The sequence below is a fragment of the Bacteroidales bacterium MB20-C3-3 genome (genome assembly GCA_035609245.1).
GTDB lineage: Bacteria > Bacteroidota > Bacteroidia > Bacteroidales > UBA932 > Bact-08.
The window spans coordinates 1487790-1502202 of the sequence record CP141202.1; the positions used below are offsets into that span (position 1 = coordinate 1487790).

The 14413-nt window shown below is 39.5% G+C and carries 9 protein-coding genes; 4 read left to right on the forward strand and 5 right to left on the reverse strand.

Annotation, left to right across the window (positions count from 1 at the left end; all coding sequences use genetic code 11):
* From U5907_06745 to mfd, 3 genes are all read right to left on the reverse strand, one after another.
* Window positions 1-1314, reverse strand: coding sequence for a hypothetical protein (locus U5907_06745; protein WRQ32278.1), 1314 nt, complete (start codon window positions 1312-1314; stop codon window positions 1-3).
* Between the two features lie 27 nt (window positions 1315-1341).
* The gene (locus U5907_06750) at window positions 1342-2646 is read right to left on the reverse strand and encodes a hypothetical protein (GenBank protein WRQ32279.1); all 1305 of its coding nucleotides are present in this window, start codon (window positions 2644-2646) and stop codon (window positions 1342-1344) included.
* Between the two features lie 138 nt (window positions 2647-2784).
* Window positions 2785-6186, reverse strand: a complete 3402-nt coding sequence (gene mfd, locus U5907_06755; protein WRQ32280.1) for a transcription-repair coupling factor — start codon at window positions 6184-6186, stop codon at window positions 2785-2787.
* Window positions 6187-6527: 341 nt separating this feature from the next.
* Here mfd and ruvB point away from each other — a divergent pair, with 341 nt between their 5' ends.
* Window positions 6528-7556 (forward strand): Holliday junction branch migration DNA helicase RuvB, encoded by a 1029-nt coding sequence (ruvB, locus tag U5907_06760; protein WRQ32281.1) that lies wholly within the window; start codon window positions 6528-6530, stop codon window positions 7554-7556.
* Window positions 7553-8773, forward strand: a complete 1221-nt coding sequence (locus U5907_06765; GenBank protein WRQ32282.1) for a hypothetical protein — start codon at window positions 7553-7555, stop codon at window positions 8771-8773. The genes ruvB and U5907_06765 overlap by 4 nt, the downstream gene beginning before the upstream one ends.
* Here U5907_06765 and U5907_06770 read toward each other — a convergent pair.
* Complete coding sequence (locus U5907_06770; protein WRQ32283.1) at window positions 8759-10951, reverse strand: family 20 glycosylhydrolase; 2193 nt, start codon at window positions 10949-10951, stop codon at window positions 8759-8761. The two genes, U5907_06765 and U5907_06770, sit on opposite strands and share 15 nt — an antisense overlap.
* A gap of 97 nt (window positions 10952-11048) precedes the next feature.
* Between U5907_06770 and U5907_06775 the strand changes: the two genes are divergently transcribed.
* Window positions 11049-12995 (forward strand): fumarate reductase/succinate dehydrogenase flavoprotein subunit, encoded by a 1947-nt coding sequence (locus U5907_06775; GenBank protein ID WRQ32284.1) that lies wholly within the window; start codon window positions 11049-11051, stop codon window positions 12993-12995.
* A 14-nt stretch (window positions 12996-13009) separates the two neighbouring features.
* Entirely contained in the window at window positions 13010-13789 is a 780-nt protein-coding gene (locus tag U5907_06780) for a succinate dehydrogenase/fumarate reductase iron-sulfur subunit (protein ID WRQ32285.1), read from the forward strand.
* A 99-nt stretch (window positions 13790-13888) separates the two neighbouring features.
* On the opposite strand, the gene U5907_06785 is transcribed toward U5907_06780, so the two are convergent.
* The gene (locus U5907_06785) at window positions 13889-14410 is read right to left on the reverse strand and encodes a hypothetical protein (protein WRQ32286.1); all 522 of its coding nucleotides are present in this window, start codon (window positions 14408-14410) and stop codon (window positions 13889-13891) included.
* Between the last annotated feature and the right edge of the window lie 3 nt (window positions 14411-14413).

Genomic DNA, 14413 nt, shown 5'->3' on the forward strand with positions numbered 1-14413 from the left:
TTATTTACGAGTCCTTACGGTTGTATTCTCTCTCATTCCGCTGCAAGAAGCAGTATATGAATTACCATCAACAATATCGTACATAAAAGCCTCCTCCTGTAATGGGAAGTACTGGCGATATGTTGATATAAGTTTGTCCGCATCCTCAGCAAGTGAAGAATCAGCATTTTTAGCTTTTACAAAGTAGTCAACTGCTACCCACCATTTGGCTCTGGATTCAATTTCATTTCCTCCGCATTTTGATGAAGCCCATATTGAACCCATCAGCATATAAACCTTACCTGCCATTGAAGGATCCTTCTCAACAATCTGTCTTGCAGAAGAGGCTGCCATTGAAAGGTTTTCAAGTTTTGCAAGGTAGTAAGAGCCCAGTTCGTAAAGCATTTGGGCATCTTCATTTGCAGGAGATGCAGGATCGTCAATTGCCTCCTGAAGAGATTTCACTGCGTTTGCGTGGTCCTCCTTAATAGAGTATAACTTATACAGATAGTAAGCTGTGTGATATGAAGGCTCTATTCTGTGAAGTGACTCCACTGATTTAAGGAACAGTGGTTCAGAGAAACAACCACCCTCATTAAGTAGCTTGACAATACCTGAAACAAGCTCTTTGTTATTAGGATCTGCCTCATATTTAGGGGTAAACAGAGTTACTATATTCTCGCAACTGGCAACACCACTTACAGCAAAAAGATTGTCTATATCCTTCTTTGCCTGTGGAGCATCCGGATGGTTTGCCTGAATCTGTGCCTCTACCATTGGTGAAAGCTGGGAATAAAGGCTCATTACCTTTTCAGAATCAATTACCTTATTGTTAAAAAGAGCAGATGCACGCTGCATTGCAAGAACCATAATAGATGGCTCTGCACTAGCTCCAAAGGTGTTAACATTCTGCATAAGCGCATCAAAAATCAGTTTATCGTCACTACCTCTGAAATTAACAAGATCAATTACTTTATTTGTTTGTGCACCAAGAGCATATTTTGGAAAATATTCAGTTCTCAGATCATACATCAAAAGCAGAGAGTCAACAAGTTTTTCTTTAACTGCTGCATTACCCTCATTCTTTTCAATTAAAAATCTGTAAATTTTTTGCCCGTCTACATATAGAGTCTGTCTCAGACCCGGAGGGCAATATTTAAAAGCATCTCTCCATAGCGGAGCTGCTTCATTCAGGTTCCCCTGTTTCATGTAATCTGTATAGAAAGAGAGGCTCCTCACGCACTCAACACTATCTTTGCCAAACCTGCCCTGTGCCGTTAAATTTGACGAAAAGGCAAATAATGCAAAAAATAATAATACACTTAATTTCTTCATAACCGGTTAATTATATTTATTTTAAGTTTAGTCATACCTGTATTTCTGGAACCAAATATCGTAGAGACTTATGTTAAGGTTTAACATAATATATCTCTCCCTTGCCATCCCATTCTTCATAGAGCCTCTCTGACCCATGTCCAGAGATATGCCCACCGAGTTGTACCATCTGTAAACCGGCAGATTTGCTCCTATTGTAATACCAACAGAGTTAACCTGATTCCCGTTTACGGAAATGTAGGATCTGTCGTAGTAGACTCCAGCTCTGTATGTCGCTCTTCTAAGGTAGTAGCGTACATCATATCTGTTTGGAATAAACTCCCCTCCAAGCTTAACCGCCCAGCTGGTAGCAGGTTTAAATGTTACTCCCGGGGTGGAGGGCATCTCAGCATCTTTCCAGTCCTGATATGTGAAGTCCATTCCCAAAAGCCACTTATCTCTTTTCCTGTATGAAATCCCAACTCCAAGTTCAGATGGAACCTCTAATCCTGTTTCGTTTCTGAAATTGTAAAAAACGGTATCTGCCTCTCCTGTTGCCGGAATAGTAAATCCATAGCTGGCACTCTCACCCTTTAACTTACTGCCAAGCATATATGTTGCACCTATAGTGAGTGAGTTATCCTTGTCTGGCTCATAGCTGTACTGTAAGCCGGCCTTCCCGGTAAATGAGCTGATCATAAAATCAGTCCCGGTCTTTATAGTTCTGTATGAAGAGGAGTTACTGAAATTTACATTTGAGTACCTGTCCATTGTTCCAAAGAAATAGACCAGCTCTGCTCCTAAAGAGAAATTTTTCAGGAAAACCATAGAGGTTCCAAGAAAAACCTTGTTAATTCCGCCTGTTCCGTATCTTGAATAGACAACACTGCCCAGTTCGTTAATAATAGCAGGATCTGTCTCCCACTCCTGAAATTTATAACCTACCGATGAGTAGGGGGCAATCCCTAAAACCATCGCAGATTTCTTATATATTGGAAAAGAGAATACAAAATTGTGCATATTAAAGCCATTATAGGCAGAGGATGCCTCCTGAGACGCGTAGTAATTATGGTTGCTCTCAACTCCAAAGTCCAGCATAAATGCCAGTGTGTCTCTGAATGAAATGGCAGCAGGATTCAAATAATTAATGAATCTGTTATCCTTAACCCCAATTCCAATGCCGCCCATACCCTTGTTAAATGTTGTTCCCTGTTTTGAGATATTACCAACACCATAAATTGAGTATGGTGTAAAATATGTCAGTGCGTCGGTGGTCTGGGAAACCGCAGTCGCTCCGCTCAACATTGTTAGCGAAATTAAAATTGCTTTTACTGTTTTATTAAACTTTTGCATAAATTTTTGCAGTGCGGGCCAATCCCATTCTATTAAATTGTAATCAACAAATATCGGTTTTTTAAGTTTTTCTGCAAAATTATTTCAATTTTACATCCTCAATTCCTCTATTTCAAAAATCAAGCCTAAATAAATTTTTTATTTCATCTCATAAAGAAGCTTATAAGCCTTCTCTATGCTATCTACTCTTTTTATAATTACATAAAGCTTTTCATTTTGCTCTTTAAGCTCAAATCTTCTGTTTTGTCTCTGGATGAAATTCAGCAGAGATTCAAACCTGGCAGATTTGTAGTAGCCGGACATCTGATTGCTTATGAAATACCCAATAAAGAGATTGTTTTTTAAGACTATTTTCTCAAATCCCAGCTCCATTGCGAGCCATCTCAGCCTTACAGTATCTGCCAATTCTCTTGTTTGCTGAGGGGCAGGGCCAAATCTGTCCTCCATTGAAGCAAACATAGCTGCAAGTTCCTTTTCGCTCTCAACAGTGTCCATCTCTTTGTAAAGCCTTATCTTTTCTGCTGTCATTGAAACATAATCATCCGGAATAAGTATCTCAAGATCTGTGTCAATTGTACAGTCAGTAACAAATTCATCCCTGCTTTTTCCTCCGGCAATCACAGGTGTGTGCTCAAGACCTCTCTCGGCCCTTATCTCCTCAACTGCCTCTGCCAATATCCTCTGATATGTTTCAAAACCCATATCGGCAATGAATCCGCTCTGCTCGGCACCAAGCAAATTACCGGCACCTCTTATGTCAAGATCCTGCATAGCTATATTAAACCCGCTACCCAGATCAGAAAAGGCCTCAATGGCCCTCAGGCGCCTTCTCGCCTCTTCTGTAATTGCGAGAGATGATGGGACAACAAGGTAGCAAAATGCTTTTTTATTGGATCGTCCTACTCTTCCCCTTAACTGATGGAGATCGCTGAGTCCAAAATTCTGAGCCTGGTTTATTATAATTGTATTGGCATTTGGTATGTCAATTCCGTTCTCAACTATTGTTGTAGCAATTAGAACATCGTAATCTCCAAGCATAAAATCCAGAATTACCTTCTCAAGTGACGCCGGTTCCATCTGTCCATGTCCAATACATGTCTTGGCATTTGGACAAAGCCTCTTTATAATATCCTCTACTGCTTTTATATCCTCAACTCTGTTATGAACAAAAAATACCTGGCCGCCTCGCTCTATCTCAAAATTTATTGCGTCGCTGATCAGCTCCTCATCAAAGTCAATAACCTCAGTCTGTACAGGAAGCCTGTTTGGAGGAGGGGTATTGATTATTGACAGGTCTCTTGCTCCCAGAAGAGAGAACTGTAAAGTTCTAGGAATAGGTGTTGCTGTCAAAGTAAGGGTATCAATACTTGCCTTTAATTGTCTTAGTCTCTCTTTTGCTGCTACACCAAATTTCTGCTCCTCATCAATAACCAGCAGTCCCAGGTCCTTGAATTTTATCTCTTTATTGAGCAGTCTGTGGGTACCAATAATTATATCGATTTTTCCGCTCTCAATTGCTGCTGCAATCTCCTTTATGTCTTTAGCACTTTTTAGTCTGCTCAGATATTGAATATTGCATGGAAACTCCCTGAGCCTTAATGTAAATGTCTTATAATGCTGGAGGGCAAGAATAGTTGTAGGCACAAGAACAGCAACCTGTTTACTATCTGCAGCCGCCTTAAAAGCAGCCCTTATAGCCACCTCTGTTTTGCCGAATCCTACATCTCCACATATAAGCCTGTCCATAGGATAGTCACGCTCCATGTCCTCCTTTACTGACTGGGTTGCCTTAAACTGGTCAGGAGTGTCCTCGTATATAAAAGAGGCTTCAAGCTCCTGTTGCATATAGGAATCGGCAGAGAAAGCAAATCCTTTTGCCTCCCTTCTTTTTGCATATAGTTCAATCAGGTCAGCAGCAATATCTTTTGCTTTGGATTTTGCCTGACTCTTTAATTTGTTCCAGGCGCCAGTACCCAGTTTGTAAACTTTTGGAGGCTCTGAATCCTTTGATTTATAACGGGATATCCTGTGAAGAGCATGAATGGAAAGAAATATAACATCTCCATCCCTGTATATAAGTTTTACAGCCTCCTGTACTTTTCCGTTGATGTTTGTTTTTACCAGACCGCCGAACACCCCCACTCCATGCTCAATGTGAACAATATAGTCTCCTATCTGGAAAGCATTTAATTCATTAATTGTAAGTCTCTCACTCTTTTCTACAGATCTGTTGGTCTTTACTCTGTGATATCTGTCAAAAATCTGATGGTCTGTAAATATGCATATTTTAGCATTATGATCCGTAAAGCCCTCGTGAATACTTGTGTTAACGGGGACAAATCTAACATCTCTCCCTTCAAGAGATGAGAATATACTTTTAAGACGCTCTGTCTGATTTAGATTTTCGCTGAATATGGAAACAGTGTATCCCTCTTTGTTTCGCCTCTCAATTTCTGCAGCCAGAAGGTCAAAATTTTTGTTGAATGATGGCTGTGGAGAGGTGTGAAAAGTTAATAATGAGGCCGACATCTCCCTTTGGCTGGATAGTGAGAGCGGACCAAAAATAACCCTTTTCATCCCGGAGAGAAGAGCTTCATAGCTTTGGAGAGAGAGGAGCCTCTCCCGATCTCCGGATAACTCAACTATAGCCTCCAGCTGTTTCCTAAAATAATCGGCATCAGATATCCAGACAACAGATTCATCACCAGCAAAATCAAAGATGTTTGTAAGCTCCTCGCTACTGGCATCTTGTACGATGTCGGGGAATATCTCAGCAAACTCCCTCTCTTCAGCCGTTCTCTGGCTATCTATCTCAAAAACTCTTATATTCTCAACAATATCACCAAAAAAATCTATGCGGAACGGTCTGTTTTCCGCATATGAAAAAAGATCTATCAGGCTTCCTCTTAAAGCAAACTCACCTGGTTGTGATACAAAATCACTCCTTGTAAAACCATACTCAATTAGAGTCTCTTTAACAAACTCGTGTGAAAGAGTATCTCCTTTAGATATTTTAAGAATACTGGAATCTATCTTCCTGTAATTTGGAATAAGCTCAGCTACAGAGTGAGGATAGGCAGCAAGAATAATTTTACTCCCTTTATACTCCCCCTTTCTGAATTGGTTAATGGCCTGAATAGCTGCCGTTCTCTGTACTTGTAATGAGGCCTCTTTTTTATCCCCTTTTGCGCTGTGATTAAGAGAAGATGGGAAAAAGTAGACATCTTCACTACCTGCAAGGTTGTTCATATCTGATGAACAATAGGCTGCATCCTCTCTGTTATTAAGAAGTATTATATGTATACCTCTTGTTGCTGCAGAGGCTATGGCAAAAGCTTTAGCCGAGGAGTAGAGACCATCAATAATAATAGTATCTTTCCTGCTGCTTCCAATCCATTCAACAAGCTCTATTGCAGATATCTGGGAAGAAAATTCTTCTGATTTGTATACTCTATCCATCTGTAAACAGGGTTCAAATATAGTTAATAATGCAGTTCTTTTGTGTTGATAAATATTCATAATTATATTTTCAATGTTCATCTCTTTTTTTATATATCATAGTCAATACAAAAAGCAAAAATATTTATCACTTTTTCTGCATAAATTATCTTCTTTTTATCCACAGGTTAACACTGTTGATATTTCTATCGATTATATTGTCAACAATTGTTAATATCTCTACACAAGAACTATTATTTACTTAATTAATAATTATTTATAGTTTAAAATATATGTGAGTATTTTGTTAATAAACGGTTAATAAAAAAGATGGATTCTTAATAACTAAACTTATGAACTTATGAACACACATATATAAACATCAATCTTAATTAAATAAAAGAATAGATATATTTGTATTATTGATTTTTGAAATATTTGTAATGGCACATTTTGATCTGCACGACGACAGAAACTTTAAAGATAAGGATTTTGAAGGAGAGATAAGACCTAGAGACTTTGATGAATTCTCGGGTCAGGAGAAGATTATTGAAAACCTTAAAGTCTTTGTGAAAGCGGCTATTATGAGGGGAGAGTCGTTGGATCACCTTCTGTTGCACGGACCTCCGGGATTGGGTAAGACTACTCTTGCACATATAGTTGCTAATGAATTGGGGGTAGATATGAAAATTACATCCGGGCCTGTTCTTGATAAACCGGGAGATTTAGCAGGGTTGCTTACCGGATTAGAAAAGGGCGATGTACTTTTTATAGATGAAATTCACAGATTATCTCCAGTTGTTGAGGAGTACCTTTACTCAGCTATGGAGGATTTTAAAATTGATCTGATGATTGATAAGGGACCGGGAGCAAGATCTGTGCAAATCACCCTTAATCCTTTTACTTTAGTAGGAGCAACAACAAGAAGCGGACTCCTGACATCACCTCTGAGAGCAAGATTTGGAATTCAATCTCATCTTGAATACTATGACTCAAAGGTTTTGCTTAAAATTGTAATTAGAAGCGCCTCTATTCTTAATATTGAGATTGATCAGGATGCAGCAGGAGAGATTGCCGGCAGGAGCAGGGGTACTCCTCGTATAGCAAATTCTCTGCTCAGAAGAGTAAGAGATTTTGCACAGGTAAAGGGTAACGGAAAAATAGACCTCTCTATAACAAAATATGCCCTTGATGCTCTTAATATAGATAAGAGAGGGCTTGACCTTATGGACAACAAAATACTCTCAACAATCATACATAAGTTTAAAGGAGGACCTGTTGGTGTGGGAACAATTGCAACAGCTGTAAGTGAAGATCCGGGAACTATCGAAGAGGTTTACGAACCATTTTTAATAAAAGAGGGATTTCTTCAGAGAACTCCAAGAGGCAGGGAGGTTACTGATCTAGCATATAAACATTTGGGAATTTCAAAACATACTATACAGGACAATATACTATTCAACGAGATATGAAAAAAATTAAATTATTCTTAGTCATTGTTTTAATCGCATTTGCGTGGAACGAATCAGGTGCGTGTACATCTGCAATCATTACTGGAAAACTGACTCCTGACGGCAGACCTCTTCTCTGGAAACACAGGGATACCGGTGAAGATAATAACAGGATTGAGTACTTTAAAGGGAAAAAATATAATTTTACTGCACTCGTTAATAGTCCGGACAAAGGAGGAGTTATTTGGATAGGAACAAATTCGGCAGGTTTTTCCATTATGAATACTGCATCCTATAATCTTAAGGATGATGATATTAAGGAGATGGATAAAGAGGGTGAGTTAATGTATGACGCATTATCAGAGTGTAAGAATATTCAGGAATTTGAAAATTTCCTTAAAAAGAGGAAAAAGCCTATGGGAGTAGAGGCAAATTTTGGAGTTATTGACGCCGATGGGGGTGCTGCCTATTTTGAAACCAATAATAATTCGTATAAAAAAGTTGATGCTAATGATCTTTCTGTTGCTCCTGAAGGGTACCTTATTTATACAAATTACTCTTACACAGGCAGGTTTAATGAGGGAATGGGGTATATAAGATATCAGAACGCAAGAGATATTGTGACAAAAAAAGCTATTGATAAAAATATTACTCCGGAATGGATATTTAACTCCTTATCAAGAAGCTATTATCATTCGTTAATGGGTATAAATCTAACAGATGAAGAATTTTCACCGGAAAAAGGATCAGGTTGGGTAATTGATCAGGATTATATTCCAAGAAAATCTTCAACTGCCTCGGTTATTGTGCAAGGCGTAAGGCCGGGAGAAAATGCTGAGATGACTACAATGTGGGTAGTTCTTGGTTATCCGCCGGCAGGGATTGCAATACCCGTTTGGGTAAAAGCAGGTGAGGAGCTCCCCTCTGTTTTAATAAAAGAGTCAGAAACAAATATGAATGCTTTTGCTTGTGATATGGCGCTTAAATTAAAATATAAGACATTTTCCATAAAAAGGGGTAATGGTGGAAGATACATGAACTTTCCTCTTATTTACAATAGGAATGGAAATGGTTATATGCAGGTATTGAAGAATTATGAAAAAAGAATTTTCACTCTGGCGCTTCCGATGATAGATGGCTGGAGAAGAGAGGGTATAAATATAAACCAGGTCAAAGAGTTTAATAAAACTGCAGATGACCTGGTTAAAATTGCTTACAGCGCTTTATTCAATCTTTAGATCTCTAAAGGCTGCAATATAGCCGTCATTTGGTGCGGTTATCTTTATTCTCACTGCTTTAACAGGTTCTTGTGGAATAATGGTAGCCGCTCCTCTTTTTAATGTATCTCCCTTAATGAAATTTATGCCATCATATGAGTACTCTACATACCCATCATTTATCCAGTAGAAGTCAATATTTGGCATACCGGACTCAACCGTAATCCTGCTGCTCTTAACAGGTTCATTGAATGTATATGTAAGGTGATCTCCGGCGGCAAGTTTTCTTGTAGTGCGGAAGTATGTATCAAATTTGTAGTCAGTTATATTGACAATTTTATTGTTTTTTCCCTCTTCAAGATTAGTAGTTATTGAGACATCCGGTGTCTGATATTTATAATCAACATTTGAAGCTCTCACTGTAATACTTTTTATATCATCTTTATAGAAGGTTGCAAATCTGTATTTTTCCGGTTTATCTGTGAAAATCTCCCCTTTGTACACAGGTGAATAAGATGTTGGCTCACTCTCGTCAGATGTATATCTTACCACTGCCCATTCATAAGGAAGTTTTACTCTTAATGCACCATCTTCATAATTAACTTCCGGATATGGGAGTCTGAATGATATTCCCATATTTGCCATTCTGTTAAAATGAAATCTCTGAAGTCTGTTGTTGAAATCTTCCCAGTCTCTATCTATTTGTGGAGTCCATCCAATTTCTGCAACCGCGGCTAGTCTTGGGTATGTCTGATAATCCAGGAATTTTGCCGGCCAGCCCAATAATTCAGTCCACAGAGCTCCCTGAACACCCACAACCATAGGTGCCTCTTCTTCATTAAGCGAAGCAGTTCCGGTAGGGTCAAGTGAATATGTTTTCTCAGTAGAAACTATGCCTGCCCAGTTATGACCTCTTTCAAGCGGAGTATATTTCATATCAAAATAACAGTATGCACCCGGCATCATAATGGTAGGCTGACCCTTCTTAACGGACTCAATACCTTTTTCAACGCTTCTCCATGCATATACTCTTGTCTCTTTGTGAAGATCTCCACCTTCAAGGATTTCATCCCATCCTGCCATCTTTTTCCCGTGTTTCTCAACAATCTTCTCCATTCTTCTTACAAAGTAATTAAGAAGCTCTTCGTTATTTTTCATCCCCTCTCTCTCCTTTAAAGCAGTACATAATGGACACTTGTCCCAGCCTGAAAAGTTTACCTCATCACCTCCAATGTGTATGTATTTACCGGGGAATAGTTTTGACAACTCTTTAATAATGTTGTCAAGCATTTTGAAATTATCCTCTTTGCCAACACACCAGACATTCTGTCCCTCTCCCTGGACGCTAACAGAATTATCGTCGTGATCACATCCTACATGTGGATAGGAAGCTGTTACGGCTTTGCTATGGCCCGGAAGATCTATCTCAGGGACAATTTCAATGTTTCTTTCTGCTGCGAATTTAACAATCTCTTTAATCTCATTTTGAGTATAAAAACCACCATATCTTGCTTTTCCGGAGCCGAAAGATGGGGCAAGAACTTCGTTGTCTCCTCTCCATGCACCCTTTTCAGTAAGGAGGGGATATTTCTTAATTTCAACTCTCCATCCGTTATCATCTGTCAGGTGCCAGTGTAGGGTATTAATCTTGTGATGTGAGAGCCAGTCAATATATTTTTTTACAGTCTCTGCATTAAAGAATGTTCTGGAGACATCCAGCATCATTCCTCTGTAACCAAAACGAGGATAGTCCTCAATGTGTACAGATGATAGCCTCCATTTATCTGCAGCAGTTGATCTGCCTGAGTATACAGATGCAGGCATAAGCTGTAGCAGTGATTGTATTCCGTAAAATATTCCCGCAGAGGATGAGGCCTTAATGGTTATCCCCTCGGTTGTAATGTCAAGAATATAGCCCTCCGGTTTAATTGATTGATCCGGATTCAGAGAAAGAACTATTGATTTGTCAGATGAATTTGCTTCAGCAAGTTTAAATCCTGATGCTGCCTCTATTTTACCTTTAAGATATTTAAGGTTAAAGCTGTTCTTTTCGTTGCTGGTTATTGAAGTCTTTTCATTAAGCACAAAATGCCCCTCTCCTGCTTTTTCAGTAACAGGTCTGGGAATAATTAGATTCTGTGCGTTGATTAAAAGGCTCAGAAGTAGAGCCGGGACAAGTGTTAGAACTCTTTTAGTCATAATACAGGGTTATTTTAAAAGGTAAAGATACTCATTATTCTTTGCTATTCTTGCCCAAAATGTATAGTTTTGTGCCACTTTTTAATACTCTCATATAATGTCCGAAAAACTTATTTCAAAAATCCCTGAGGGCTCTTTGTCGGAAAAATGGACAAAGCATAAAGCTCAGATTCGTGTGGTAAGCCCGGCTAATAAACGTAAGCTGGAGGTGATTGTAGTAGGAACCGGTCTAGGTGGAGCATCTGCTGCTGCTGCCCTTGGAGAGCTTGGCTATAATGTCAAGGTCTTCTGCATAAGTGACTCTCCAAGAAGAGCTCACTCTATTGCTGCACAGGGTGGTATAAATGCAGCCAAGAACTATCCAAACGATAATGACTCAGTTTACAGACTATTTTACGACACAATCAAGGGTGGTGACTACAGAAGCCGCGAAGCAAACGTTTATCGTCTTGCAGAGGTGAGCAATCTGATAATTGACCAGTGTGTTGCTCAAGGAGTTCCATTTGCCCGTGAGTATGGCGGACTGCTTGATAATCGCTCATTTGGTGGTTCTCAGGTAAGCAGAACATTTTATGCAAGAGGACAGACCGGACAGCAACTGTTGCTTGGTGCTTATGCAGCGCTTAACAGGCAAATTGAGCTTGGATCTGTTAAATCTTATGTGAGACATGAGATGCTGGATCTTGTAATGATAGATGGTGAGGCAAAAGGAATTATTGCCAGAAATCTTGTTACAGGAGAAATTGAGCGTCATGGTGCTCACGCTGTAGTTGTTGCAACGGGAGGTTACGGAAATGTATTTTTCCTTTCAACAAATGCAATGAACAGTAATGGTTCTGCAGCCTGGCAATGTTACAAAAAGGGGGCATTCTTTGCAAACCCATCATTTGCTCAGATTCACCCAACCTGTATCCCTGTACACGGTGAGCAGCAATCAAAACTAACCCTCATGTCTGAGTCTCTCAGGAATGATGGTAGAATTTGGGTGCCAAAGAAAAAAGAGGATGTTGTTAAACTAAGAGAGAAGAAAATAAAGGCTTCTCAAATACCTGAAGAGGATAGAGATTACTATCTTGAGCGCCGTTATCCTGCTTTTGGAAACCTTGTACCAAGAGATGTTGCCTCAAGGGCTGCAAAAGAGAGATGTGACGCCGGTTTTGGTGTTAATGAAACCGGACTTGCAGTATTCCTTGATTTTAAAACCTCAATAGAGAGACTTGGCAAGAAGGTAATTGAGGAGAGATATGGTAACCTTTTCCAGATGTATGAAAAGATTACTGACGTTAATCCTTATGATGAGCCTATGATGATTTATCCGGCTATCCATTACACGATGGGTGGACTCTGGGTTGACTACAATCTGCAGACAACCATTCCTGGTCTTTATGCTATTGGCGAAGCAAACTTCAGCGACCATGGCGGAAACAGACTTGGAGCATCAGCGCTTATGCAGGGTCTTGCAGATGGATATTTTATTTTACCATATACAATCGGAGATTATCTGGCAGGAAAGATTCAGGTTAAGAAAACCGATACAAACCACCCAGCCTTTGAAGAGGCAGAAAAGGGTATTAAGGAGAGGCTTAACAAGCTTTTCACAATCAAAGGAAAGCAGCCGGTGGATCACTTCCATAAAAAACTTGGCCATATTATGTGGGACTATGTTGGAATGGCAAGAAACGAAGCAGGTTTAAAGAAGGCTATTGAAGAAATTCGTGTTCTGAGAGATGAGTTCTGGAAAGATCTATATGTTCCGGGAGAGAATAACGAATTCAATCAGGAGCTTGAGAAGGCTGTAAGAGTTGCAGATTTCCTTGAGATGGGAGAGCTTATGGCAATGGACGCTTTAACCAGAAAAGAGTCCTGCGGCGGACACTTCCGCGAAGAGATGCAAACAGAAGATGGAGAAACTTTAAGAGACGACCAAAATTACATGTATGTAAGTACTTGGGAGTATACAGGATACGGAAAAGAGCCTGTTAAGCACAAAGAGCCTCTTCAGTATGAATTCATTAAGATTGCAACCCGTAACTATAAAGACTAAGGAGTACAAAAGATATGGACTTTACATTAAAGGTTTGGCGCCAGAAAAGCGCGAAAGATAAAGGAAGTTTCGGCACATACAAGGTGCAAAATATTTCTCCGGACACCTCCTTCCTGGAGATGATGGATATTCTCAATGACCAGTTGGTTAGAGAAGGTGCAGATCCAGTAGCAGTTGAGAAGGGGTGTAAGTCAGATGGCCCGGTTGCTTTTGATCACGACTGCAGAGAGGGTATTTGCGGAATGTGTTCTCTGTATATTAACGGTAGAGCTCACGGTCCGGATGATGATATAACTACTTGTCAGCTCCATATGAGAAAGTTCAAAGATGGAGAGACAATTACAATTGAGCCTTGGAGATCTGCAGGGATGCCTGTTATTAAAGACTTGGTTGTTGACAGAAAAGCACTTGACAAAATTCTTCAAGCAGGAGGATATGTTTCTGTAAATACAGGAGGTATTCCAGATGCAAACACAATTCCAATTCCAAGAGACAAAGCAGAGGAGAGCATGGATGCAGCCGCATGTGTTGGTTGCGGAGCGTGTATAGCCACCTGTAAAAATGGTTCAGCAATGTTATTTGTTGCAGCCAGGGTTAGTTCGCTTGCTTTATTACCACAAGGAAAAATTGAGGGAGCAAGAAGAGCAAAAGCAATGGTTGCCAGAATGGATGAACTTGGGTTTGGTGCATGTACTAACACCAGAGCCTGTGAGATGGAGTGCCCTAAAGGTATATCAGTAGCTCACATTGCCAGACTTAACAGAGAGTTTTTAAAGGCAAAAATTAAAGACTAACGCTTGCTGAATAAGCAAAGAAAATGAGGCTGACCAATAAGTAATTGGTTAGCCTCATTTTATTTAGCTGGTCTCTTTCTTATCTGCTAATCTTGTATATTACCTTCTGAACAGGGCTATTCCGCCGGATTCATCTGTTACCATTTCGTTAAAAATACTGTATGGAGGATCATTTGGTGTAAGAATTGATGAAATTACACCCATAACATAATCTCTTGGATAGTAGATTTCAAGGTTTCTGTTATCTGATCCACAAACAATTCCTTCAGGAAAAAGAGAAATGTTAATCTGAAAATAGACATTGTCAAGTTGAACATAGGTGCCTTCAACAGAAGTACCTGAAGGTAGTTTAAAAACTACAGAGTTTGTACCGGAAAAGATAATCTGATCTGGCTGAATCAGGTTTTTGCGAATCTTCTGTACATTGTCTTTCAGAAAATTAAATGCAACAGGATTCTCCTGGGCTTTGAGTTCATCATATTTGATAAAAACCTTTGTCTGTGTGGTATCAATATTCCAGGTTCCCGTAAGCACTATTGGCTCTGGCTCTTTATTACAACTGGCAGCTGATAATGTGAGCAATGCAAGAGCAATAACCGATAAAAATCTTGTGATTTTCATAAT